16 protein-coding genes and 3 rRNA genes are annotated in these 25626 nt (G+C 68.2%); 12 read left to right on the top strand and 7 right to left on the bottom strand.

The genetic code is table 11. From position 1 onward, the window contains the following. Positions 1 to 100 precede the first annotated feature (100 nt). The 5 genes from AVL59_RS42880 to AVL59_RS42865 all read left to right on the top strand — a co-directional run bounded on the left by AVL59_RS42880 (position 101) and on the right by AVL59_RS42865 (position 5489). Positions 101 to 1465, top strand: coding sequence for a phosphomannomutase/phosphoglucomutase (locus tag AVL59_RS42880; RefSeq protein ID WP_067315180.1), 1365 nt, complete (start codon positions 101 to 103; stop codon positions 1463 to 1465). Positions 1466 to 1709: 244 nt separating this feature from the next. Continuing rightward, the gene (locus AVL59_RS50070) at positions 1710 to 1880 is read left to right on the top strand and encodes a Trm112 family protein (protein WP_014673093.1); all 171 of its coding nucleotides are present in this window, start codon (positions 1710 to 1712) and stop codon (positions 1878 to 1880) included. A 108-nt stretch (positions 1881 to 1988) separates the two neighbouring features. Beyond that, positions 1989 to 3116, top strand: coding sequence for an SIS domain-containing protein (locus tag AVL59_RS42875; protein WP_067315179.1), 1128 nt, complete (start codon positions 1989 to 1991; stop codon positions 3114 to 3116). A 108-nt stretch (positions 3117 to 3224) separates the two neighbouring features. Further along, entirely contained in the window at positions 3225 to 4376 is a 1152-nt protein-coding gene (gene manA, locus AVL59_RS42870; RefSeq protein ID WP_067315177.1) for a mannose-6-phosphate isomerase, class I, read from the top strand. Between the two features lie 132 nt (positions 4377 to 4508). Continuing rightward, positions 4509 to 5489, top strand: a complete 981-nt coding sequence (locus tag AVL59_RS42865) for a cation diffusion facilitator family transporter (protein WP_067315175.1) — start codon at positions 4509 to 4511, stop codon at positions 5487 to 5489. 200 nt (positions 5490 to 5689) lie between these two features. Here AVL59_RS42865 and AVL59_RS42860 read toward each other — a convergent pair whose 3' ends face one another. Beyond that, positions 5690 to 7798, bottom strand: a complete 2109-nt coding sequence (locus AVL59_RS42860) for a fructose-specific PTS transporter subunit EIIC (RefSeq protein WP_067315173.1) — start codon at positions 7796 to 7798, stop codon at positions 5690 to 5692. A gap of 469 nt (positions 7799 to 8267) precedes the next feature. On the opposite strand from AVL59_RS42860, the gene ahcY reads away from it, so the two are divergent. Together ahcY and AVL59_RS42850 are read left to right on the top strand one after the other, a co-directional pair. Beyond that, a complete protein-coding gene (gene ahcY / locus AVL59_RS42855; RefSeq protein ID WP_067315171.1) occupies positions 8268 to 9725 on the top strand; it encodes an adenosylhomocysteinase in 1458 nt (485 codons plus the stop codon). Positions 9726 to 9882: 157 nt separating this feature from the next. Next, entirely contained in the window at positions 9883 to 10497 is a 615-nt protein-coding gene (locus tag AVL59_RS42850; RefSeq protein ID WP_067315170.1) for a hypothetical protein, read from the top strand. Between the two features lie 27 nt (positions 10498 to 10524). On the opposite strand, the gene AVL59_RS42845 is transcribed toward AVL59_RS42850, so the two are convergent. After that, a complete protein-coding gene (locus AVL59_RS42845; RefSeq protein ID WP_067315168.1) occupies positions 10525 to 11520 on the bottom strand; it encodes an RDD family protein in 996 nt (331 codons plus the stop codon). 142 nt (positions 11521 to 11662) lie between these two features. Here AVL59_RS42845 and AVL59_RS42840 point away from each other — a divergent pair, with 142 nt between their 5' ends. From AVL59_RS42840 to rrf, 4 genes are all read left to right on the top strand, one after another. Further along, positions 11663 to 12670 carry a stage II sporulation protein M gene (locus tag AVL59_RS42840; RefSeq protein ID WP_067315167.1) on the top strand — a complete coding sequence of 336 codons (1008 nt, stop codon included), beginning with the start codon at positions 11663 to 11665 and terminating at the stop codon, positions 12668 to 12670. Positions 12671 to 13222: 552 nt separating this feature from the next. Beyond that, positions 13223 to 14748, top strand: a 16S ribosomal RNA gene (locus AVL59_RS42835). A 302-nt stretch (positions 14749 to 15050) separates the two neighbouring features. Then, positions 15051 to 18170, top strand: a 23S ribosomal RNA gene (locus tag AVL59_RS42830). An 85-nt stretch (positions 18171 to 18255) separates the two neighbouring features. Continuing rightward, positions 18256 to 18372: ribosomal RNA gene (gene rrf, locus AVL59_RS42825) — 5S ribosomal RNA — on the top strand. Together the 16S, 23S and 5S rRNA genes form the textbook arrangement of a ribosomal RNA operon. Before the next feature lie 102 nt (positions 18373 to 18474). Here the strand turns inward: rrf and AVL59_RS42820 are convergent. The 5 genes from AVL59_RS42820 to AVL59_RS42800 are packed head-to-tail and all read right to left on the bottom strand — an operon-like array spanning position 18475 to position 24145. After that, a complete protein-coding gene (locus tag AVL59_RS42820; RefSeq protein WP_067315165.1) occupies positions 18475 to 19785 on the bottom strand; it encodes a DUF58 domain-containing protein in 1311 nt (436 codons plus the stop codon). Beyond that, positions 19785 to 20774, bottom strand: coding sequence for an AAA family ATPase (locus AVL59_RS42815; protein ID WP_099053220.1), 990 nt, complete (start codon positions 20772 to 20774; stop codon positions 19785 to 19787). Before AVL59_RS42815 ends, AVL59_RS42820 begins: the two co-directional genes overlap by 1 nt. Then, the gene (locus tag AVL59_RS42810; protein ID WP_067315161.1) at positions 20774 to 21967 is read right to left on the bottom strand and encodes a DUF4350 domain-containing protein; all 1194 of its coding nucleotides are present in this window, start codon (positions 21965 to 21967) and stop codon (positions 20774 to 20776) included. The genes AVL59_RS42815 and AVL59_RS42810 overlap by 1 nt, the downstream gene beginning before the upstream one ends. Further along, positions 21964 to 22746: a DUF4129 domain-containing protein gene (locus AVL59_RS42805; RefSeq protein ID WP_237281814.1), complete on the bottom strand. Its 783-nt coding sequence runs from the start codon at positions 22744 to 22746 to the stop codon at positions 21964 to 21966. The genes AVL59_RS42810 and AVL59_RS42805 overlap by 4 nt, the downstream gene beginning before the upstream one ends. Positions 22747 to 22750: 4 nt before the next feature. After that, the gene (locus tag AVL59_RS42800) at positions 22751 to 24145 is read right to left on the bottom strand and encodes a DUF7847 domain-containing protein (protein WP_067315157.1); all 1395 of its coding nucleotides are present in this window, start codon (positions 24143 to 24145) and stop codon (positions 22751 to 22753) included. A gap of 140 nt (positions 24146 to 24285) precedes the next feature. Between AVL59_RS42800 and mtnA the strand changes: the two genes are divergently transcribed. Beyond that, the gene (gene mtnA, locus AVL59_RS42795; RefSeq protein ID WP_067315155.1) at positions 24286 to 25428 is read left to right on the top strand and encodes an S-methyl-5-thioribose-1-phosphate isomerase; all 1143 of its coding nucleotides are present in this window, start codon (positions 24286 to 24288) and stop codon (positions 25426 to 25428) included. Positions 25429 to 25626: the final 198 nt, after the last annotated feature.

Genomic DNA, 25626 nt, shown 5'->3' with positions numbered 1-25626 from the left:
CCCGGGGTACAGCTGAAGGCTCACATGGTGTCCGCACACCTCGCCCTTACCCCTGACGGGTAGTTTGTGGGCACCCATAGGACTTTCAGGAGGGTTGGCCGTGGCTGCTGATCTGTCGCAGATCGTGAAGGCGTACGACGTACGCGGAGTGGTCCCGGACCAGTGGGACGAGTCGCTGGCCGGTCTCTTCGGCGCCGCTTTCGCCGAGGTGACAGGAGCGGCGGCGATCGTCGTCGGCCACGACATGCGCCCCTCGTCGCCCGCCCTGTCCCGCGCCTTCGCGCGCGGCGCGGCCGACCGCGGGGTGGACGTCACCGAGATCGGCCTGTGCTCCACGGACCAGCTGTACTACGCCTCGGGCGCGCTGAACCTGCCCGGCGCGATGTTCACGGCCTCCCACAACCCCGCCCAGTACAACGGCATCAAGATGTGCCGCGCGGGCGCCGCCCCCGTCGGCCAGGACACCGGCCTCACGCAGATCCGCGAACTGGCCGAGCGGTGGCTGGAGTCGGGTGCCCCCGAACCCGCCGCCGAGCCGGGAACCCTCACCACGCGCGAGACGTTGGACGATTACGCGGCGCACCTCCGCTCCCTCGTCGACCTGACCGCCATCCGCCCCCTGAAGGTCGTGGTCGACGCCGGCAACGGCATGGGCGGCCACACGGTCCCCACGGTCTTCGCCGGCCTGCCCCTGACCCTCGTCCCGATGTACTTCGAACTGGACGGCACCTTCCCGAACCACGAGGCCAACCCCCTCGACCCGGCCAACATCGTGGACCTGCAGAAGCGGGTCCCGGCGGAGGGCGCCGACCTGGGTATCGCCTTCGACGGCGACGCGGACCGCTGCTTCGTCGTGGACGAGAACGGCGACCCGGTCTCCCCGTCGGCGATCACCGCGCTGGTCGCCGCGCGCGAGCTGGCACGCCACGGCGGCAAGGGCACCGTCATCCACAACCTGATCACGTCCCGCACCGTCCCGGAGGTGGTGAAGGAGAACGGCGGCACCCCGGTCCGCACCCGCGTCGGCCACTCCTTCATCAAGGCGGAGATGGCCCGCTCCGGCGCGATCTTCGGCGGCGAGCACTCCGCCCACTACTACTTCAAGGACTTCTGGAACGCCGACACGGGCATGCTGGCCGCCCTGCACGTCCTCGCGACCCTCGGCGGCCAGGACGGCCCGCTGTCCGCCCTCGTCGCCCAGTACGACCGCTACGCGGGCTCCGGTGAGATCAACTCCACCGTCGCCGACCAGTCCGCCCGCCTCGCCGCGATCCGGGCCGCCTACGAGGGCCGCGACGGCATCACCCTCGACGACCTCGACGGCCTCACGGTCGCCGCGGCCGACTGGTGGTTCAACGTCCGCCCGTCCAACACGGAGCCGCTCCTGCGCCTGAACGCGGAGGCGAAGGACGAGGCGACGATGACGAGGATCAGGGACGAGGCGCTGGCGATCATCAGGGCCTGAGGAAGAAGCCGCGCCTCCTGGCCGGCTCGGCCGGGCGCGGAGACCTCACGGTTCAGCCCGGCGAGCCGGGACGTGGCCCCCGCGCCGGCGCGGCCGAGCGCGGGGGAGGGCGGGCACGGGCCGGGGAGCCGGAGGGCGGAGCCCCTGGGCGGCATTCGAGCCGACCGAGCCCATCTGCCAACGCCGGCGGTACGCTGACCAGGCACATCCACAATCACAAAAACGCTCTCTGAAGGGACACCCCATGCCGCTCGAAGCCGGTCTCCTGGAGATCCTCGCCTGCCCGGCCTGCCACGCCCCCCTGAAGGAGCAGGACACCGAACTGATCTGCACCGGCCAGGACTGCGGCCTCGCCTACCCGGTCCGCGACGGCATCCCGGTCCTCCTCGTGGACGAGGCCCGCCGCCCCGAGTGACGGGCCTTCCACCCCGTTAGGCCCTCGTAGAACAGGCGTAGGCCCTCGTAGAACAGGCGCCCGGCGCCACACCCCGCACAGGACCCCGGTGATCGGAGGCTGTCGCCCATGCTCGACGAATCGCTGCTCGACACCCCGGAGGGCCTCGCCGACGCCGACCGACGAGGCCTCCTGCGCGGCGCGGCGGAGGCCGGCGCCCGCGTCCGCACCGCCGTCCGGCACGCCACCGAGGCCGGTGTGGCGGACCTCAAGCCCGACGGCCGCCCGCGCGCCGTCCTCATCGCCGGCCCCGGAGCCGCCGCCACCCACACCGCCGACCTCCTCGGCACCCTGGCCGGTCCCGGCAGCCCCGTCACCCGGCTGGCCCCCACCGGCGTGGCCCCGGCCGCGGGCGCCCTGCGCTGGGAACTCCCGGGCTGGGCCGGCTCCGTCGACCTGCTGCTGATCGCCACCCCGGACGGCACCGAACCCAGCCTCTCCCTGCTCGCCGAGCAGGCCTACCGGCGCGGCTGCTCGGTCGTCGCCGTGGCCCCGGCCCGCACCCCGCTCGCCGAGGCGGTGAACGGCGCGCACGGCCTGTTCGTACCGATGGCGACGACACCGTACGACCAGGAAGAGCCCCTCGCCGCGTCCTCGCCCGGCGTCTTCTGGGCCCTGTTCACCCCGCTGCTCGCGCTCCTCGACCGCCTCGGCCTGCTCGGCGCCGCACCGGAAGACCTGGAGAAGGTCGCCGACCGTCTGGACCACATCGCCGAACGCTGCGGCCCGGCCATCGTGACCTACAGCAACCCGGCCAAGACCCTCGCCGCCGAGCTCGCCGACGCACTGCCCGTCGTATGGACGGAAGGCAGCTCGGCCGGGCCCGCAGGCCGCCGTTTCGCCGCCGCCCTCGCCGAACTCGCCGGGCGCCCCGCCCTGGTCGCCGAGCTCCCCGAGGCACTCGCCGCGCACAGCGCCCTGCTGGCCGGGCCGCTCGCGGCCAGCGCCGACCCGGACGACTTCTTCCGGGACCGGGTGGAGGAGACGCCCGCGATGCACGCGCGCGTGGTGCTGTTGCGTGACCGGCCGATCGGCGGCCTGACCGCCGCCCCGTCCGCCCGCGACCTGGCCCTCAGCCACGACACCCCGATCAGCGAGCTCGAACCGGAGGAGGGCGGCGAACTGGAGACCCTCGCGGAACTGATCGCCATCACGGATTTCGCCGCCGTTTACCTGTCGCTCGCTTCCAGGGCCTGACCTTGCTCAGGGTCGACGCTCAGGATCGACCGACGCACGCCCGCCACGGGTGAGGAAACCGGCGACGGCGCCGGCCGCGCAGCGCACGTACGGAGACAGAGAAACCACATGGACCGCCTCGACAACACCGTCCGCCCCTATGCCTGGGGTTCCCCCACCGCCATCCCGCACCTGCTCGGCGTCGAGCCGACCGGCGAACCGCAGGCGGAGATGTGGATGGGCGCGCACCCGGGCGCCCCCTCGCGTACCGAGCGCGGGACGCTCGTCGAGGTCATCGACGCGGATCCGAAGGGCGAACTGGGCGCCGGGACGGTCGCGAAGTTCGGTCCGCGGCTGCCGTTCCTGCTCAAGATCCTCGCCGCCGGCGCCCCCCTCTCCCTCCAGGTGCACCCCAACCTGGAGCAGGCCAAGGAGGGTTACGCCGACGAAGAGCGGCGCCGCATCCCCATCGACGTCCCGCACCGCAACTACAAGGACGCCAACCACAAGCCCGAAATGATCTGCGCGCTCACGGAGTTCGACGGCCTGTGCGGCTTCCGTGACCCCGTCCAGGCGGCCGATCTGCTCGCCGGGCTCGGCGTCGACTCCCTCAAGCCGTACGTCGACCTGCTGCACGCCCACCCCGAGGACGCGGCCCTGCGTGAGGTCCTCACGGCGATCCTCACCGCCGACCCCGAGGAGATGGCGCACACGGTCACCGAGACCGCCGCTGCCTGCAGCCGTCTCGGCGGCGACTACGCCCCCTACGCCGTCCTCGCCCACCACTACCCGGGCGACCGCGGCGTCATCGCGGGCATGCTCCTCAACCACGTCCGCCTGCAGCCCGGCGAGGCCCTGTTCCTCGGCGCCGGCATCCCGCACGCCTACATCAGCGGCCTCGGCGTCGAGATCATGGCCACCTCCGACAACGTCCTGCGCTGCGGCCTGACCCCCAAGCACATCGACGTCCCCGAACTCCTGCGCGTCGTCCGCTTCGAGGCCGGCGACCCGGGCGTGCTGCGCCCCGAGGCCTCCCCGGACGGCGAGGAGGTCTACGAGACGCCGATCGACGAGTTCCGGCTCTCCCGGTACGTCCTCCCCGAGGGCGCCGCCGCCCACGACCTCACCCTGGACACACCGCAGATCCTGCTCTGCACGGCCGGTACCGTCCGGGCGGGCGATCACGAACTCGCCCCCGGCCGGTCGGTCTTCGTCCCGGCGGGCGAGAAAGCCGAAGTGTCCGGTGCGGGAACGGTCTTCCGCGCCACCGTGATCGTATGACCGGGGCTGTGGATACCTGAGGCGCCGCCGCCCGGGCGGGCTGCAAGAATGGCCCACCGGCAAAGCAGGGGCAAAGCCGGGCGCACGCCTGGGCGGCGTAGACGTACGAGGTCGAAGGGACAACGCGGACACATGAGCGCGTCAGGCGGTACCAGGGCGATCGTGGCGGCACTCGGCGCCAACCTCGCGATCGCGGCATCGAAGTTCGTGGCGTTCGCGTTCAGCGGCTCCTCATCGATGCTCGCCGAGGGCGTGCACTCGCTCGCCGACTCCGGCAACCAGTTCCTGCTGCTGATCGGCGGCAAGAAGGCCCAGCGCGAGGCGACCCCGCAGCACCCCTTCGGCTACGGCCGCGAGCGCTACATCTACGCCTTCCTCGTCTCGATCGTCCTGTTCTCGGTCGGCGGCATGTTCGCCATCTACGAGGGCTTCGACAAGATCAGCCACCCCCACGAGCTGGAGCACTGGTACTGGCCGGTGGGCGTCCTCGTCTTCGCGATCATCGCCGAGGGCTTCTCCTTCAAGACGGCCATCAAGGAGTCCAACGAGCTGCGCGGCAAGCTGTCCTGGTCGCAGTTCATCCGCCGCGCCAAGGCGCCCGAACTGCCCGTCGTCCTGCTGGAGGACTTCGGCGCGCTCATCGGCCTGATCCTCGCCCTCGGCGGCGTCGGCCTCACCCTGCTCACCGGCGACGCCGTCTGGGACGGCATCGGCACGGTCTGCATCGGTGTCCTGCTCGTCCTGATCGCGCTCGTCCTGGCCGCGGAGACCAAGTCGCTGCTGCTCGGCGAGGCCGCGGGCATCGAGGAGGTCAAGAAGATCGAGACCGCGATGGTCGACGGCGAGACGGTCACCGGCGTCATCCACATGCGCACGCTCCACCTCGGCCCCGAGGAACTGCTGATCGCCGCCAAGATCGCCGTCCGGCACGACGACACGGCCGCCGAGGTCGCGAACGCCATCAACGCCGCCGAAGCCCGCATCCGTGCCGCCGTCCCCATCGCCCGCGTCATCTACCTGGAACCGGACATCTACAGCGAGGCCGAGGCCGCCAAGGGCCCGGACCCGGAGGCGACCCCGGGCGGCCCGAACCCGCACGCGGCCGGCCACTGAGTTGCGCCAGGGCCTGACCGGCGGTTCAGGCCCCCTGCGGCACCCTCACGGCCGGCGCACCCCGTCGGCGTCGCCCCGCTCGCACCGGGCTCCGAGACCGGTCCTCTATTCACGGTGCCCGGCTCCCGTGAGTCGTCAGGGCGGTGCGGCCGCGCGGGCGGTGCGGGCCTGGGCGGCGGCCCGCACGCCGTCCCGTCGGCTCACCCGACCTCGCCGAGCACGTCGAGCACCGCTCGCTCGTCCGCCGCCGCCAGCAGCCGCTCCCGGAAGCCGGGGTCCATCAGCTTGCGGGACAGCAGGGCGAGGATCCGCAGATGCTCGTCGCCCGCAGCCGCCTCCGGCACGGCGATCATGAAGACCAGCCGGGCCTTCGTACCGTCCAGCGAACCCCACTCCACGCCCCGGGCCGACCGCGCGAAGCCGACGACCGGAGCGGTCACCGCATCCGTCTTCGCATGCGGGATCGCGATCTCCTCGCCGAGCCCGGTCGTCCCCTGCTCCTCGCGCCGCAGTGCGACCGCCACCAGCTCCTCGACATCCGCGACCCGGCCACTGCGGCTCAGCAGCTGCGCCATTTCGCGGATCGCGGCCTCCTTGCCGTCCGCGGCGAGGTCGGTCCTGACGGTCCGCTCCGTGAGGTGTCCGGACAGCACCTCGGGCGCCTCACCCGGAACAGCCGCCTCAGTGGCCAGTGAGGCATCGGCCTCGGCAGCCACCTCTTCGGCAGAACTCCCGTGCTCCACCGCCCCCACGACCGCCGGGGCGACGCCGACCGCAACGGGCTCCCGCCCGGCCTGCCCGGGAACGACCGCACCGGCCCCGGCCGGCACGGGCTCGGCCCCGCCGACCGACCCGGAACGGCTCCTGCGCCCGGCCACGTCCACCAGCGTCACCGTCGTCAGCGCCGTCACCACGGTGCCGATCACCACGGCCACGAAGAACATCGGCACACCGCTCACCGCGCCCAGCACCGCCACGATCGGCCCGCCGTGCGGCACCGCGTCCTTCACCCCGGCCGGGCCCGCGATCGCACCGGCCACCGCCCCACCCAGCATGTTCGCGGGAATCACCTGCGCGGGCCGTGCCGCGGCGAACGGGATCGCGCCTTCGGAGATGCCGAAGCAGCCCATGAACAGCGCCGCGAGCCCCGTCTCCCGCTCCTGCTCGCTGTACAGCCGCCTGCGGATCAGCGTGGCCAGGCCCTGCCCCAGCGGCATCACCGGGATCGCGGCCGCGCACATGCCCATGACCGTCTGGTTGCCGCTCGCGATGAGCCCCGCGCCGAACAGGAACGCCGTCTTGTTCACCGGCCCGCCCATGTCGAACGCGATCATCAGACCCAGGATCGCGCCCAGCAGCACCGCGCTGCTGCCCGTCATCCCGCCGAGCCAGCTGGTCAGGTGCTCGAACACCCAGGAGATCGGTTTGCCGATGACATAGATGAAGAACAGCCCGAGCGCCGTCGTCGCCACGATCGGGATGACGATGATCGGCATGACCGGCTGGACGAACTTCGGTACCCGGACCTTCTTGATCCACAGCACCAGATAGCCGGCGAGGAACCCGGTCACGATCGCCCCGATGAAGCCCGCGCCCGCCTTGGAGTCGTACAGAGCCCCCGTGTTGGCGATCCAGCCGCCGATCATGCCCGGCACCAGAGCGGGCCGGTCGGCTATGGCGTAGGCGATGTATCCGGACAGGACCGGGATCATCAGCTGGAAGCCGATCCCGCCGATGGCGTTCACATGTGCCCAGAAGGTGCCCTCCGGGATCACATATCCCTTGGCCGTCGCATGGCCGCCGAGCGCCAGCGAGACGGCGATCAGCAGACCGCCGACGACCACGAACGGGATCATGTACGAGACACCGTTCATCAGCGCCTTGTAGACCGCGCCCCGCTCCTTGCCGCCACCGTCCGAGGCCACCGGCCCGGCAGCGGCCCCGTCGGGCTGGTGCACGGGCGCCGACCGCACCCGCTCGATCAGCCGCTCGGGGTGGTGGATGCCCTCGGCGACCCCGACCGTCAACACGCGCTTGCCCGCGAAACGGCTCAGGTCGACGTCCTTGTCCGCGGCGACGATGATCCCGTCCGCCGTGCTGACATCGTTGTCATCGAGGGCGTTCTCGACCCCGATGGATCCCTGCGTCTCCACCTTCATCTCGATGTCACGGCTCGCGGCGGCCTGCGCGAGCTTCTCCGCCGCCATGTATGTGTGCGCGATGCCGGTCGGGCACGCGGTCACGGCGAGCAGCTTGATCCGCCGCTCACCGCCGTTGCCCGTGGGGGGAGGGCCGGCCGGACTGGTCACGTCGATCTCCTAACGCCTTTGTCGCGCGAGACACCGTCCCGGTCGCCCCGCGAGATCGATCGGAACTCCCGATCACCCTGCATCCTGCAACACCCTGCCTCTCGCTCAAAGGGGCGAAAATTCCTATCCATCCTGGTCTGTTGGCCCCTGCCCCACGCTTTCCGGTCACCCGCCCCACCTCTGCGACACCCCGCCTCCACCCCACGCCGGTCCCCTCGAACGGCGCGAACTGTCCGGAGGCGCACTGGGGGCGGACGGGCCCTCCGGTGTAGCTTGGGACAGAGCCAGACGTCGCTGCTGATGGCGGTCGGGCGGTCCCGGTGCGGACCGACCGAGGGAGAGAGGGCCTCCGACGGACTGCGCTGCGCGTACGTGGGCATGCCTGTGTCCTCTTCTCGGGCACACCTGTGTCCGCCGCCGCGCAGACCAGCCGTACCCACCTCGACCCAATCCCGAGGAGCAGCTCGCAATGACGACTGTCGACAACCGACAGGACTTCAAGGTCGCCGACCTCTCCCTGGCCGAGTTCGGCCGCAAGGAGATCACCCTCGCCGAGCACGAGATGCCGGGCCTGATGGCGATCCGCAAGGAATACGCCGAGGCTCAGCCCCTCGCCGGCGCCCGCGTCACCGGCTCCCTGCACATGACCGTGCAGACCGCCGTGCTCATCGAGACCCTTGCCGCCCTCGGCGCGCAGGTCCGCTGGGCCTCCTGCAACATCTTCTCCACCCAGGACCACGCGGCGGCCGCCATTGCCGTCGGCCCGAACGGCACGCCCGACAACCCGCAGGGCATCCCGGTCTTCGCCTGGAAGGGCGAGACCCTGGAGGAGTACTGGTGGTGCACCGAGCAGGCGCTGACCTGGCCGGACAGCCCCACCGGCGGCCCGAACATGATCCTGGACGACGGCGGTGACGCCACCCTCCTCGTCCACAAGGGCGTCGAGTACGAGAAGGACGGCAAGGTCCCCGGCCTGGAGACCGCCGAGTCCGACGAGCATCGCGTCATCCTCCAGCTGCTGCATCGCACCCTGGGCGAGAACCCCCAGAAGTGGACCCAGCTGGCCTCTGAGATCCGCGGTGTCACGGAGGAGACCACCACCGGCGTCCACCGCCTGTACGAGATGCAGCGCGACGGCGTCCTCCTCTTCCCGGCGATCAACGTCAACGACGCCGTCACCAAGTCGAAGTTCGACAACAAGTACGGCTGCCGCCACTCCCTGGTCGACGGCATCAACCGCGCCACGGACACCCTGATCGGCGGCAAGACCGCAGTCGTCTGCGGCTACGGCGACGTGGGCAAGGGCTGCGCGGAGTCCCTGCGCGGCCAGGGCGCCCGGGTGATCATCACCGAGATCGACCCGATCTGCGCCCTGCAGGCGGCGATGGACGGCTACCAGGTCACGACCCTCGACGAGGTCATCGACAAGGCCGACATCTTCATCACCACGACCGGCAACAAGGACATCATCATGGCCTCGGACATGGCCAAGATGAAGCACCAGGCGATCGTCGGCAACATCGGCCACTTCGACAACGAGATCGACATGGCGGGCCTCGCCAAGATCCCGGGCATCGTCAAGGACGAGGTCAAGCCGCAGGTTCACACCTGGAAGTTCCCGGACGGCAAGGTCATCATCGTGCTGTCCGAGGGCCGCCTGCTGAACCTCGGCAACGCCACCGGTCACCCGTCGTTCGTGATGTCCAACTCCTTCGCGGACCAGACCCTGGCCCAGATCGAGCTGTTCACCAAGCCCGACGAGTACCCGACCGGCGTCTACGTGCTGCCCAAGCACCTCGACGAGAAGGTCGCCCGCCTCCACCTGGACGCGCTCGGCGTGAAGCTCACCGAGCTGCGCCCCGAGCAGGCCGCGTACATCGGCGTTGAAGTCGAGGGCCCGTACAAGTCGGACCACTACCGCTACTGAGTCAGCAGCCCCGCCCGCCGGGCGAGCGCGCCGGTGCACCGCCGCGCTCCCCGGCAGCAGGTCCGCAGATCCTCCGAGGCAGGCCCCCGCACCCCCGTGCCGGGGGCCTGCCCCTTTGGTCTGTGGCCGGACCAGCCCGTCAAGACCCAGGACCCCCATGCCCCGCGGCCGTTATTCGCTCCACGATCCGCACGATCGCACCCCCCTCGCACAAGAGCACTTCCAGTGCGCCCCCGGCCCGTCCGGCTGGCGCTACGTCTCCCAGCTGACCACCCCGGCGGGCGAACACCGCGGCTCGGTCGACCTGGCGCTGGACGACCTCGGCCGCCCCATCCGCCTCGAACTCCACGCGGGAGGCTGGCAGGTGCGCGGCGCCGCCCTCGACGGCGTCACCTGGGTGCGCACCGACCCCACCGGCGTTCATGCCACCGAAGGCAATGTGCGCGCCCACGCCTTCACCGGCACTTCCCCCGCGTTCCTCATCGCCACCGCCCGTCTCCTGCGCCTCACCCCCTCCTCTTCCGCGACCCGCGTACGCCTCGTGGCCTTCACGGAGCCGGTCCTCGCCCCGCGCACCCTCGACCAGTCCTGGGCCTTGGTGAACAGCGAAGCACACGCCACTGACAACGGCCCTCTGGTCGTGGACGAATACCAGGTCACAGCCCTGGACACGGGTGAGCAGCACGCCGTTCACATCGCCGGCGACGTGGTCCTCGCCGCACCCGGAATCGAGCTGGAGGACCTTCGGTCACCGCCGTCGAGGTTCGGCTGATCCGACAGAGGCAGCGGCGGACGGGGCCTACGCCGGCGGCGCGAATCCGGTGGAACCGGATCCACGGCCGGAGCCGGTGTCCGGACCGTGGGCCGACGCCTCGTCCGGCTGCGGTGGCGCGGTCTGCGCGGCCGGAGCCTGCGGCGGCTGCGGCGAGGCCGTGTATTGGGACTGGGACTGGACCTGGGACTGGACAGGTTCAGCAGGGCTCTGGGGCCAGACCGGAGCCTGGGGCTGACGGCCGGAAGGCGTGGCCTCCGGCCCGGCCACCCGCGCGCCCCCGAAAGCCTGCCGAGCATCGCGGGTCTGGCGCTCGTGAACCACGGCCGCCAGGAAAGCGGCGGGGTGCATGCCCTGCGGCGCCGGAGTCCCGGTGCGAGCCATGAGGTCGGCCGCGAGCCGCTGCCCCATGTCCCAGGAGACCTGGGGATCAAGCTGCTGCATCCGCGTCAGGTACTGCCGGACGGCAAGCCACAGCCCATCCGGTACGGCCGACAGATCCAGGTCGGCGAACCGTCCCGCGAGCCAGGGCGGCGGAGGCGGAACGGAGCCGGCCCGTCCGACGGGAATCTGCTCGCGCACGACGAGGGTGCCCGCGAAGACATCCCCGAGCCGTCGCCCGCGCGCCGACACCAGTGAGGCGATGCAGGCCACCACCCCGAACGTCATCAGGATCTCGACGACACCGATCGCACCCCGCACCAGGGCGTGCCGGAACCGGATGGGCCCGCCGTCGTCCCGGACCACGCGCAGTCCGAACGCCAGCTTCCCCAGCGAGCGCCCGTGGCTGAGCGTCTCCACGGCGATCGGCCCGCCGACGAGCACCAGCAGAAAGCTGGCGATCGACAGAGCGATCTGCGCGGCATCGTCCAAGGACGAGGTCGTCGCAGCCAGAGCGATACCCACGCAGATGTACACGACCATGGCCACGATCAGATCCAGCAGCACCGCCAGCGCCCTGCTCGGCAGCTTGGCGGGCCGCAGTTCGAGCGCCACCGCCTCGCCCGTCACCAGCTCACTCACGCACGCCGCCCTTCCCCTGGTCTGCCCTGTCAACCGCAAGTCTGCCAAGCTGAGGGCGCATCGCGCCGCAGTACGACAAGCTGACAGCGCCAAGAGCATCCACGACGACCAGTGGACCACCAGCCGAGGAGCAGGCAGACCGATGGACCTGGACGTCTTCGTCTCCGCACACCGAGCCGAATGGGACCGCCTCGACGCCCTGCTCCGCCGCCAGCGGCGCCTCAACGGTGCCGAGGCCGACGAACTCGTGGCGCTCTACCAGCGCACCGCCACCCACCTCTCGCTCGTCCAGTCCAGTGCCCCCGACCCGCAACTGACCGGCCGGCTCAGCCAACTGGTGGCACGCGCGCGTAGCGCCGTCACCGGCACTCGCCGCGCCTCGTGGCGTGACGTCACCCGGTTCCTGGGAGAGGGCTTCCCCGCCGCGGTCTACCGCGCGCGTCACTGGTGGGTGCCCACAGCGCTCATATCCACGGCCATCGCGATCCTCCTGGGGTGGTGGATCGGCACGCACCCGGAGGTGCAGTCGACCATCGCGGCGCCCAGCCAGCTGCGCGACCTCACTCGCCCCGGTGGCGAGTACGAGACCTACTACTCGAGCCATCCCGCGGCCTCGTTCGCCGCTCAGGTGTGGACGAACAATGCCCGGGCCGCCGCGATGTGCCTGGTACTGGGCGTCTTCCTGGGCCTGCCTGTCCTCTGGATCCTTTTCGAGAACATGCTCAACCTGGGCGTCGGCTTCGGCCTGATGTCCTCCGCCGGCCGCCTCGACACCTTCCTCGGCCTGGTTCTCCCGCACGGCCTGCTGGAACTGACCGCGGTCTTCGTCGCCGCCGGCACAGGACTGCGTCTCGGCTGGACACTGATAGACCCCGGTCCCCGCAGCCGCCGCGCCGCACTCGCCGAGGAGGGCCGGGCCGCCCTGGGCATGGCGATAGGCCTTGCCCTGGTCCTGTTCGTCTCCGGCGCCATCGAAGGCTTCGTCACCCCGTCCGGCCTGCCCACCTGGGCCCGCATAGGCATCGGGATCGTGGCCGAGCTGGCATTCCTGACGTACGTCTACGTTCTCGGCGGCCGCGCGGTCCGAGTAGGCGAGACGGGTGACCTTGAAGCGGCCGATCGCAGCGCGACCGTCCCTACGGCCGCCTGATGTGCGTACGGTGCCTGTGAGCTGCTAGTCTCCTCTTCGCCCCGCAAGACCCGTTGACACGGGTGGAGTGGGGAGGTAGATTCAATGAGTTGCCTAGAACTGGACAGGTTCAGGGCTGATCGTTAGAATCAACCTGCTCCCTCGAGAAGTCGCGAATGCGATTCAGGGGAGCGCCTCCCGATTACTCAGAAATGAGCGGCCGGTCAGACCGGCCAAGAACTTCTGATAAAGTCGGAACCGCCGGAAAGGGAAACGCGAGAGCGGGAACCTGGAAAGCACCGAGGAAATCGGATCGAGAAAAGATCTGATAGAGTCGGAAACACCGAAGGGAAGCCCGGAGGAAAGCCCGAGAGGGTGAGTACAAAGGAAGCGACCGTTCCTTGAGAACTCAACAGCGTGCCAAAAATCAACGCCAGATTAGTTGATACCCCGTCTCCAGCATCTGCTGGGACGAGGTTCCTTTGAAATAACACAGCGAGGACGCTGTGTGCGAGGGGATCATTCCTCCTCTCGCACCGCTCTCGTGGTGTTCATCCCGATTACGGGAAAACATTCACGGAGAGTTTGATCCTGGCTCAGGACGAACGCTGGCGGCGTGCTTAACACATGCAAGTCGAACGATGAAGCCCTTCGGGGTGGATTAGTGGCGAACGGGTGAGTAACACGTGGGCAATCTGCCCTTCACTCTGGGACAAGCCCTGGAAACGGGGTCTAATACCGGATATCACTTTCGCAGGCATCTGTGAGAGTTGAAAGCTCCGGCGGTGAAGGATGAGCCCGCGGCCTATCAGCTTGTTGGTGAGGTAATGGCTCACCAAGGCGACGACGGGTAGCCGGCCTGAGAGGGCGACCGGCCACACTGGGACTGAGACACGGCCCAGACTCCTACGGGAGGCAGCAGTGGGGAATATTGCACAATGGGCGAAAGCCTGATGCAGCGACGCCGCGTGAGGGATGACGGCCTTCGGGTTGTAAACCTCTTTCAGCAGGGAAGAAGCGAAAGTGACGGTACCTGCAGAAGAAGCGCCGGCTAACTACGTGCCAGCAGCCGCGGTAATACGTAGGGCGCAAGCGTTGTCCGGAATTATTGGGCGTAAAGAGCTCGTAGGCGGCTTGTCACGTCGGGTGTGAAAGCCCGGGGCTTAACCCCGGGTCTGCATTCGATACGGGCTAGCTAGAGTGTGGTAGGGGAGATCGGAATTCCTGGTGTAGCGGTGAAATGCGCAGATATCAGGAGGAACACCGGTGGCGAAGGCGGATCTCTGGGCCATTACTGACGCTGAGGAGCGAAAGCGTGGGGAGCGAACAGGATTAGATACCCTGGTAGTCCACGCCGTAAACGGTGGGAACTAGGTGTTGGCGACATTCCACGTCGTCGGTGCCGCAGCTAACGCATTAAGTTCCCCGCCTGGGGAGTACGGCCGCAAGGCTAAAACTCAAAGGAATTGACGGGGGCCCGCACAAGCAGCGGAGCATGTGGCTTAATTCGACGCAACGCGAAGAACCTTACCAAGGCTTGACATACACCGGAAAGCATTAGAGATAGTGCCCCCCTTGTGGTCGGTGTACAGGTGGTGCATGGCTGTCGTCAGCTCGTGTCGTGAGATGTTGGGTTAAGTCCCGCAACGAGCGCAACCCTTGTTCTGTGTTGCCAGCATGCCCTTCGGGGTGATGGGGACTCACAGGAGACCGCCGGGGTCAACTCGGAGGAAGGTGGGGACGACGTCAAGTCATCATGCCCCTTATGTCTTGGGCTGCACACGTGCTACAATGGCCGGTACAATGAGCTGCGATACCGTGAGGTGGAGCGAATCTCAAAAAGCCGGTCTCAGTTCGGATTGGGGTCTGCAACTCGACCCCATGAAGTCGGAGTTGCTAGTAATCGCAGATCAGCATTGCTGCGGTGAATACGTTCCCGGGCCTTGTACACACCGCCCGTCACGTCACGAAAGTTGGTAACACCCGAAGCCGGTGGCCCAACCCCTTGTGGGAGGGAGCTGTCGAAGGTGGGACTAGCGATTGGGACGAAGTCGTAACAAGGTAGCCGTACCGGAAGGTGCGGCTGGATCACCTCCTTTCTAAGGAGCACTTCTTACCGGGTTCGCTCGGTCAGAGGCCAGTACATCGGCGAATGTCCGGTGCTGGTTGCTCATGGGTGGAACGTTGATTATTCGGCGCTTCTCGGATTGCTTCTCCTCCTAGTACTGCTTCGGCGTGGAACGGATGAGGGAAGAGGCGAGGGTGTCGGGCACGCTGTTGGGTGTCTGAGGGAATGGATTTTTCCTCAGTCGCCGGCCCCAGTGAACTCGGACCTGATTGGTTCGGGGTGATGGGTGGCTGGTCGTTGTTTGAGAACTGCACAGTGAACGCGAGCATCTGTGGCCAAGTTTTTAAGGGCGCACGGTGGATGCCTTGGCACCAGGAACCGATGAAGGACGTGGGAGGCCACGATAGTCCCCGGGGAGTCGTCAACCAGGCTTTGATCCGGGGGTTTCCGAATGGGGAAACCCGGCAGTCGTCATGGGCTGTCACCCGCTGCTGAACACATAGGCAGTGTGGAGGGAACGAGGGGAAGTGAAACATCTCAGTACCCTCAGGAAGAGAAAACAACCGTGATTCCGGGAGTAGTGGCGAGCGAAACTGGATGAGGCCAAACCGTATGCGTGTGAGACCCGGCAGGGGTTGCGCATGCGGGGTTGTGGGATCTCTCTTCTGTTGTCTGCCGGCAACAGGACGAGTCAGAAACCGTTGATGTAGGCGAAGGACATGCGAAAGGTCCGGCGTAGAGGGTAAGACCCCCGTAGTCGAAACGTCAGCGGCTCGTTTGAGAGACACCCAAGTAGCACGGGGCCCGAGAAATCCCGTGTGAATCTGGCGGGACCACCCGCTAAGCCTAAATATTCCCTGGTGACCGATAGCGGATAGTACCGTGAGGGAATGGTGAAAAGTACCCCGGGAGGGGAGTGAAATAGTACCTGAAACCGTGTGCCTACAAGCCGTGGGAGCGTCGGATGCAGCTTGCTGCATCTCGTGACTGCGTGCCTTTTGAAGAATGAGCCTGCGAGTTTGCGGTGTGTTGCGAGGTTAACCCGGGTGGGGAAGCCGTAGCGAAAGCGAGTCCGAATAGGGCGTTTTAGTAGCACGCTCAAGACCCGAAGCGGAGTGATCTAGCCATGGGCAGGTTGAAGCGGAGGTAAGACTTCGTGGAGGACCGAACCCACCAGGGTTGAAAACCTGGGGGATGACCTGTGGTTAGGGGTGAAAGGCCAATCAAACTCCGTGATAGCTGGTTCTCCCCGAAATGCATTTAGGTGCAGCGTCGTGTGTTTCTTGCCGGAGGTAGAGCACTGGATAGGCGATGGGCCCTACCGGGTTACTGACCTTAGCCAAACTCCGAATGCCGGTAAGTGAGAGCGCGGCAGTGAGACTGTGGGGGATAAGCTCCATGGTCGAGAGGGAAACAGCCCAGAGCATCGACTAAGGCCCCTAAGCGTACGCTAAGTGGGAAAGGATGTGGAGTCGCACAGACAACCAGGAGGTTGGCTTAGAAGCAGCCACCCTTGAAAGAGTGCGTAATAGCTCACTGGTCTAGTGATTCCGCGCCGACAATGTAGCGGGGCTCAAGCGTACCGCCGAAGTCGTGTCATTGCAGCATATAGCCCCAACGGGTGCTGTGATGGGTAGGGGAGCGTCGTCTGCCGGGTGAAGCGGCACTGGAAGGTAGTCGTGGACGGTTGACGAGTGAGAATGCAGGCATGAGTAGCGATACAAACGTGAGAAACGTTTGCGCCGATTGACTAAGGGTTCCTGGGTCAAGCTGATCTGCCCAGGGTAAGTCGGGACCTAAGGCGAGGCCGACAGGCGTAGTCGATGGATAACCGGTTGATATTCCGGTACCCGCTGTGAAGCGTCAAACATTGAATCAGGCGATGCTAAGTCCGTGAAGCCGTTCCGGACCCTTCGGGGAAAGGAAAGTGGTGGAGCCGACGAACCAGACTTGTAGTAGGTGAGTGATGGGGTGACGCAGGAAGGTAGTCCAGCCCGGGCGGTGGTTGTCCCGGGGTAAGGGTGTAGCCCGAGTGGTAGGCAAATCCGCCACTCATGCAGGGTGAGACCTGATGCCGAGCCGATTGTGGTGAAGTGGATGATCCTATGCTGTCGAGAAAAGCCTCTAGCGAGTTTCATGGCGGCCCGTACCCTAAACCGACTCAGGTGGTCAGGTAGAGAATACCGAGGCGTTCGGGTGAACTATGGTTAAGGAACTCGGCAAAATGCCCCCGTAACTTCGGGAGAAGGGGGGCCATTCCTGGTGAGGGGACTTGCTCCTCGAGCTGGGGGTGGCCGCAGAGACCAGCGAGAAGCGACTGTTTACTAAAAACACAGGTCCGTGCGAAGCCGTAAGGCGATGTATACGGACTGACGCCTGCCCGGTGCTGGAACGTTAAGGGGACCGGTTAGCTCCATTTCGGTGGGGCGAAGCTGAGAACTTAAGCGCCAGTAAACGGCGGTGGTAACTATAACCATCCTAAGGTAGCGAAATTCCTTGTCGGGTAAGTTCCGACCTGCACGAATGGCGTAACGACTTCTCGACTGTCTCAACCATAGGCCCGGTGAAATTGCACTACGAGTAAAGATGCTCGTTTCGCGCAGCAGGACGGAAAGACCCCGGGACCTTTACTACAGTTTGATATTGGTGTTCGGTTCGGCTTGTGTAGGATAGCTGGGAGACTTTGAAGCAGGCACGCCAGTGTTTGTGGAGTCGTCGTTGAAATACCAGTCTGGTCGTGCTGGATGTCTAACCTGGGTCCGTGATCCGGATCAGGGACAGTGTCTGATGGGTAGTTTAACTGGGGCGGTTGCCTCCTAAAGGGTAACGGAGGCGCCCAAAGGTTCCCTCAGCCTGGTTGGCAATCAGGTGTTGAGTGTAAGTGCACAAGGGAGCTTGACTGTGAGACCGACGGGTCGAGCAGGGACGAAAGTCGGGACTAGTGATCCGGCGGTGGCTTGTGGAAGCGCCGTCGCTCAACGGATAAAAGGTACCCCGGGGATAACAGGCTGATCTTCCCCAAGAGTCCATATCGACGGGATGGTTTGGCACCTCGATGTCGGCTCGTCGCATCCTGGGGCTGGAGTCGGTCCCAAGGGTTGGGCTGTTCGCCCATTAAAGCGGTACGCGAGCTGGGTTTAGAACGTCGTGAGACAGTTCGGTCCCTATCCGCTGTGCGCGTAGGAATATTGAGAAGGGCTGTCCCTAGTACGAGAGGACCGGGACGGACGAACCTCTGGTGTGCCAGTTGTTCTGCCAAGGGCATGGCTGGTTGGCTACGTTCGGGAGGGATAACCGCTGAAAGCATCTAAGCGGGAAGCCTGCTTCGAGATGAGTATTCCCACCTCCTTGAGAGGGTAAGGCTCCCAGTAGACGACTGGGTTGATAGGCCAGATATGGAAGCCCGGTAACGGGTGGAGTTGACTGGTACTAATAGGCCGAGGGCTTGTCCATTGATGCTCGCGTTCACTGTGTTGGTTCTGAAACCACGAACAGCCCCGCTGTGACAGGCGGTGCGGCGTTCACAGTTTCATAGTGTTTCGGTGGTCATAGCGTGAGGGAAACGCCCGGTTACATTCCGAACCCGGAAGCTAAGCCTCACAGCGCCGATGGTACTGCAGGGGGGACCCTGTGGGAGAGTAGGACGCCGCCGAACAAATATTGGGAAAACCCCCGCATCGAAAGATGCGGGGGTTTTCTGCGTTCAGGAGTTGTCCCCCCCCCGAAGGGGGCGGCCGAATGGTTCGGCAACGGTGGATCAGAGTCGGCCGGCTGCCTTCAGAGCCAGGTACGCATCCGCCAGCGCAGGGGCCAGATCGTCCGGCGTCGCGTCCACAACCGTCACTCCGTGACGACGGAGTTGTTCCGCCGTACGCTGTCGTTCGCTCTGTGCCTGTGCCGCCGCGGCTGCCTCGTACACCGCCTCCGCGTCCCCTCGGGCCTTTGCCATGTGTGCGATCTGCGGATCTGCCACCGAGGCGACGAGAACTGTGTGTCGCTGGGTGAGCTGCGGTAGTACGGGCAACAGGCCCTCTTCCACCGGCGCTGCGTCGAGCGTCGTCAACAGCACGATCAGGGATCGTCGAGGGGCAGCGCGGAGAGCGATCGCCGTAAGTCCACGCGCGTCGGTTTCGACGAGTTCCGGTTCCAGCGTTGCCATCGCGCTGACCAGGGACGGCAGGACATCGCCGGCCGCGCGCCCCTGGACCCGGGCGCGGACCCGGCGGTCGTAGGCCAGCAGGTCCACGCGGTCGCCGGCGCGCGAGGCGAGCGCCGCGAGGAGCAGGGCGGCGTCCAGAGAGGCGTCCAGCCGCGGGGCGTCGCCGACACGGCCGGCCGAGGTACGGCCTGTGTCGAGAACGAGGAGGATGTGCCGATCGCGCTCCGGACGCCATGTGCGGACGGCCACCGTGGACTGACGGGCGGTGGCGCGCCAGTCGATCGAGCGGGTGTCGTCACCTGGGACGTACTCGCGCAGGCTGTCGAACTCCGTGCCCTCGCCACGGGTCAGCACGCTGGTGCGGCCGTCGAGTTCACGCAATCGGGCGAGTTTCGACGGCAGGTGCTTGCGACTGGTGAACGGGGGCAGAACCCGTACTGACCAGGGCACCTTGTGAGCGCCCTGGCGGGCGAAGAGGCCGAGAGGGCCGTAGGAGCGGATCGTCACGCGGTCGGTCTGGCGGTCGCCGCGGCGGGCGGGGCGCAGCCGTGTCGTCACGCGTCGGCGTTCGCCGGCCGGAATGGTGACCCGGTGCCTGGAGCTCTCGACCTCGGTGCCGGGCTGCCAGCTGCTGGGCGGCCATCCGTCCCGTAGGCGTGCTCGCAGCAGGCGGCGGGACGGATTCATGATCGTGAGCGTGACGTCGGCGGTCTCGCCGAGACGTGCGGAGGTGTCGCCGGAGCGGGAAAGGACCAGGCGTCGTACGGGCGCCGCGAGCGCGAAGTCACAGGCACAGGCCAGGGCCAGCGAGCCGTTGACCGCGAGGATGCCGGTCCAGCCAGGATCCAGGATGCCGACCGGGACCGAGCCGATGGCCGCGAGAAGGGCGGCGCGTCCGGTGAGTGCCATCAGCGCGGGACCGGGACGTGGGCGAGGATGGCGTTGATCACGGAATCCGCGGTCACGCCCTCCATCTCGGCCTCGGGGCGCAACTGGACCCGGTGCCGGAGGGTGGGCAGGGCGAGGGCCTTCACGTCGTCGGGGATGACGTAGTCGCGGCCCGTCAGCCAGGCCCACGCGCGCGATGTGGCGAGCAGGGCGGTGGCGCCGCGCGGAGAGACACCAAGGGTGAGGGAGGGCGACTCGCGGGTGGCGCGGCAGATGTCCACCACGTAGGCCGTGATCTCGGGAGAGACGGTCGTCTTGGCCACCGCGGTGCGCGCCGCCTCGAGATCGGCAAGGCCGGCGACCGGGCGCAGGCCGGCGGCCCGGAGGTCGCGAGGGTTGAAGCCCGAGGCGTGGCGGGTCAGGACGTCGATCTCGTCCTGGCGGGAAGGCAGAGGGATCGTCAGCTTGAGGAGGAAACGGTCGAGTTGAGCTTCGGGGAGGGGATAGGTGCCCTCGTACTCGACGGGGTTCTGGGTCGCGGCGACCAGGAACGGCTCGGGCAGCGGGCGCGGGGTGCCGTCGACCGTGACCTGGCGTTCCTCCATGGCTTCGAGGAGGGAGGACTGCGTCTTCGGCGGGGTGCGGTTGATCTCGTCCGCGAGGAGGAGGTTGGTGAAGACCGGGCCGGGCTGGAAGGAGAACTCGGCGGTGTGCGTGTCGTAGACGAGGGAACCGGTGACGTCGCTCGGCATCAGGTCGGGGGTGAACTGCACACGCTTGGTGTCGAGTTCGAGCGCGGATGCCAGTGCGCGGACGAGCAGCGTCTTGGCGACTCCGGGGACACCTTCAAGCAGAACGTGTCCGCGGCACAGGAGGGCGACGACGAGGCCGGTCACGGCAGGGTCCTGGCCGACCACGGCTTTGGCGATTTCAGCGCGCAGGGCCTCCAGGGAGGCCCTGGCGGTGCCCGAGTCCCCGGTGTTCCCGGCGTTGTCAGTGGTCGGGTCCATCATGGACGGCGTACCTCTCTTTCGAGGGCGTCGAGTTGATCGGTGAGTGCGATGAGGGCCGCGTCGTCGCCGGGCGGCGGTCCGAACAGGAGTGAGTCCAGGGTCTGTCCGCCTCCGTGGAGGTGGGCGGACAGGGCGGGGAGCAGGGCCTCGGGCGAATGCGCCTGAGCCACGGGGACGCCGACGAGGGGGGCCAGGCGCGTGCGAGTGGTGGAGCGAAGAGCGGCGGCCGCGCGGTCTCGGGCGTCGGCTTTGCGGTAGAGGCGGGCGCGGCCTTCGACGGATTCGGAGGCGCGGATCGCGACGGGGAGTTTTTCGGGCACCAGTGGGCCGAACCGGCGTGCCCGCCAGAAGGCGGCGAGGGCCGCGGCGATGAACAGCTGCAGGGTGCCCCAGAGCCAGCCCGACGGGAGCAGGTCGAGGATGCTCTTCCGCTCGCCGTCGGTGGCCATCGTGTCGGACAGCGAGGGGAGGTACCAGACCAAATGGGGTCGGGAGCCGAGGAGTTGGAGGGCGAGCGAGGCGTTGCCCTGCTTGTCGAGGCGCTTGTTGTAGAGGATGTCGGGCGCGCCGAGGATGACGGTGTCGCCGCTTTTGCCGGTGGCCGGGACGCGGAGCAGCGTGGCGAGGCGTTCGCTGGGGTAGCAGGAGTCGGCGTCGAGGCGGGTGGTGGTGTAGCGGATGCCGCCGGTGTCGGCGCTGCCCGCGCGCCGGGCTTCGGGCAGGGTGCAGTCGGGGGCGAGTGTCGTTCCGTTGCTGGTGGCGGGGTCCGCGATGACCCCGGGGGCGAGCCGTTCGACGGACCAACTGCCGGCGGCGACGAGGACGGTGCGTCCGCCGGAGGCCGTCGTGGCGGAGTGCAGTCGGCTCTGTTGACGGTGGGTCAGCAGGTCGGGGACGGCGACGAGGAGCGTGGTGTCCGGGCCGGCGGCGGCTCGTGCCGCGTCGAGCGAGGTCACCACGCGCGTGGACACGCCCCGGTCGGCGAGGAGTTCGGCGACGGCGCGGCTGCCGTAGGGGTCGGCGGAGCGCGGGTCGAGTTCGCCGTGCCGGGTCTGGGAGCGGACGGCGGCCATCGCGACGGCCGCGACGAGAATCAGGACGACGGCGAGGACGATGCCTCGTGTGCGAGTCCATACCTGGCGGGCGGTGGGCGAGGTCGAGGTGGCCGACAGCGTGGCCCCGGTGATCATTCGGGAGCCCCCTGGCGGGTGTTGTGGGCCGTGCTGGTGGCGCTGTTCGCGAGCACCGGGCGGCTGCGTTCCAGGTCGCGGTCGAGTTCTGCGATGCGTTGGTACGACCGCTGGCTCGCTGCGCGCCCGCCGTATGTGACGTCGTCGAACTCCTGGGCGGCGGAGCGCAGTCGGTCCGTGTGCGAGGGGAGCGTACGGCCGGCCTCGGCGGCCGCTTCGTCGGCGGTGCGGCCGGGGCGGACGTCGAGCAGGGCCCGTTCCTCCAAGGAGCGGACGATGGCCCGCATGCGTTCCTGGAGGGCCTGGTTCCAGTGGCCCTGGGCGGCGTGCGCCTCGCTGGCCGCGCGGTGTTCGCCGGCACTGCGAGGACGGTCGTCGAACAGGGCCGGGGTGGAAGTGGGCCGGCGGCGGGGCGTGCCCAGGCGCCACCACAGTGCGGCCAGGACGGCGACGACGAAGAGGATCACGACGACCAGGCCGAGCGTGCCGCCGGGTGTTGCGGAGGCGGCCGAGCTGAGCAGTCGGCCGACCCAGTCCCAGAAGGCGTTCAGGGCGCGCTGGAGCAGGCTGGGGTCGTTCTCGTGGTACATCCCTTTGGACAGTTCACGGCGCGCTGCCTCCCGCGCGGGATCGCGCGGAATGGTCACGGGCGGCTCGTCGCCGGAGCCGCCGAGCGCCAGGACGGCCTTGTCGGCCGCGCCCACCAGGCGACGTACGGCCGATCCGGCGGCGCCCGGCAGGGCCGGTGCCGCCATGAGAACTCCCCCCGCCAGGCTCACCGCATCAGCTCCCCGGGACGGGGCCGGGGGCGCTTGCGTCGTAGCTCTGGACACCGGCGGCGCGGGCCAGTTCGAGGTCGAGGGCCTCGCGGCGGATGCGCTGGTCGATGTACAGGAGCACGATGACGCCCGCGTTGATCGGGAGCGTGATCATGGAACCGATCACGGCGCCGATTCCGCTGATGATCAGGAAGGACCAGCTGGCGTGCTGGCTCTGGGTGCCGAAGAGGCCCGCCACGCCGTCGCCGCTGACCGCGGCCCCGATCAGGGTGAAGGGGATCACGACGAGCGACGAGACGATGTTGGCGATGAGCCCGGCGAGCAGTTGGATGCCGAGGACGCGCCACCAGGAGCCGTGCACCAGCTTCGCGGAGCGGCTCATCGACTTCACGATGCTCTGCCGCTCCAGCATCAGCGCGGGCGACGCGAGCGAGAAGCGGACCATCAGCCAGGCCATGACGACGGCGGCGCCGAGGACGCCGAGCGCGAGCAGTCCTGCGACGACAGCGCCGTTGCCGCCGGCGACCGCCACGACGATGCCGGGCACCGCGCCGCCGAGCAGCACGCCGAACGAGATGAGGCCCAACAGGAAGAGCAGGCCGAACAGTTTCGGGACCTGCGGGCGGGCGTCCCGCCAGGCTTCCTTGGCGCTGACCGGCTTGCCGAGCACCGCGCGGCTGGTGACCGTCGTCAGCAGTGCGGTCGCGATGATGGTGCCGATCACGGAGATCAGTACGACGACGCCCGTGCCGATCAGGGCCTCACCCATGGCACGGAACACGTCGTCCGGGGTGGTGCTCGGATCGTTGAGAGGAGCCTTGGTGGTGACGAGGTCGTTCAGGAAGAAGCCCTGCAGGAGGATCACACTGAGCTCGGTGAGGGCCGCGACCGTCAGCGAGATGCCGAGGACCGTGCGCCAGTGGGTGCGCATGGTGGAGACAGCGCCGTCGAGGATCTCGCCGACGCCGAGCGGGCGCAGCGGGATGACGCCGGGCTTGGCCGCGGGCGGGGGGCCGCCCCAGCCGCCGCCCCAGGCCCCGTAGCCGCCCGGAGGACCGCCGTACGGGCCGCCGCCATAGCCGCCGGGGCCGCCATAGCCACCGGGGCCGCCATGGCCACCGGGGGGCCGGCCGCCCCAACCCGGTCCGGGCGGTGGGGGCGGTGGGGCCTGGACCGGGCTCGGGGGGCCCGTGGGCGCGGACCACTGGCTGGGTGGCGGCTGCTCCTTGGACCATTTCGCGCCTGGGCCCTGCGAGTCCGCGCCAGGCTGTGCAACGGGCTCGGCGGGGCCGGTGGGGCCAGGGCGGTCGGCGGGTTCGGCGGGGCCGGACGCGCCGGGTTCCCGCCCGTCGGACGACGGGGCGGATCCGGGCGAGGCCCAGCCCGGAGTGTCTGTCATCGAAGCTCCTTCACGGTGCCCGTCCGCGGTCGCGGCGGCAGGTTGGCAGACATCGTGCCATGGGGTGGTCATCGCGTGACCGGCCGCGGTAAGGGCTGCACTCCTTCAATTGTCCGCGGAATCCGGGGCAGACTGACCGCATGGCTGATCAGTACGCGCAACTCCGCGAGGACAAGCGGCCGACCGAGATACCTGTGATCCGATGGGAGGAACCACCCGAAGGCCCCGTGCTGGTCCTTCTCGACCAGACGAGGCTCCCGGCCGAAGAGGTCGAACTGGTCTGCACGGATGCGCCTGCGCTGGTGGAGGCGATCCGTTCGCTCGCGGTGCGAGGGGCGCCGCTGCTCGGGATCGCGGGGGCGTACGGCGTCGCGCTCGCCGCCGTACGGGGCTTCGACGTCGAGGAGGCCGCACGGGCCCTCGAAGGCGCCCGGCCCACCGCGGTGAATCTCTCGGTGGGCGTGCACAAGGCTTCGTCCGCCTATCGCACGGCGCTCACCAAGACCGGCGACCCCGCCGCGGCGGCGACGGCCGCGCTGGCGGCGGCACGCACGCTGCACCAGGAGGACGCCGAGGCCAGCGCCCGGATGGCTGCCCATGGCCTGACGCTGCTGGACGAGCTGCTACCGGGCGGTGGGCATCGGATCCTGACCCACTGCAACACCGGATCGCTGGTGTCGGGCGGGGAGGGGACGGCGCTCGCGGTGGCTCTCGCCGCGCACAGGGCAGGGCAGTTGCGCCGGCTGTGGGTCGATGAGACACGTCCGTTGCTGCAAGGTGCTCGCCTGACGGCGTACGAGGCGGCCCGGCACGGCATGGCCTACACCCTGCTCACCGACAACGCGGCCGGTTCGCTGTTCGCGGCGGGTGAGGTGGACGCGGTGCTGATAGGCGCGGACCGGATCGCGGCCGACGGTTCGGTGGCGAACAAGGTGGGGAGCTACCCGCTCGCGGTGCTCGCGCGGTATCACCATGTGCCGTTCATCGTGGTGGCGCCGCTGACGACGGTCGATGCACAGACACCGGACGGCGCGTCCATCGAGGTCGAGCAGCGCCCCGGCTTTGAGGTGACCGAGGTGAGAGCACCCCAGGTGCCGGTGGCGGGAGCGGGAGACGGGATTCCGGTGGCACCTCTGGGGACCCAGGCGTACAACCCGGCGTTCGACGTGACGCCGCCCGAGCTGGTGACGGCGATCGTCACCGAGGAGGGCGCGGTGTCCCCCGTGACGGCCGGGGCTCTCGCGGAGCTGTGCGCCAGGTCAGGCCGGGCGACGATCGGCTGATGCCGCGCCCTCGCCGGAAAGGGCCCCTCTGCCTGCGGTGATGCGCAGGCAGAGGAGCCATGACATCCAGGGCCGCAGCTCGGTCGGTGCGGCCGAGCGACGGGCGCAGGCCAAGGGGTTCCAGGGCCGTCCCCGCCTGGGTACTCGATCTACCGGACCAGGTCCGGGCAGACGTGACCGGGCAGGCGCGGCTTCGCC

The sequence above is a fragment of the Streptomyces griseochromogenes genome (genome assembly GCF_001542625.1).
Lineage (GTDB): Bacteria > Actinomycetota > Actinomycetes > Streptomycetales > Streptomycetaceae > Streptomyces > Streptomyces griseochromogenes.
This window is presented reverse-complemented; position numbering and strand designations above follow the sequence as displayed.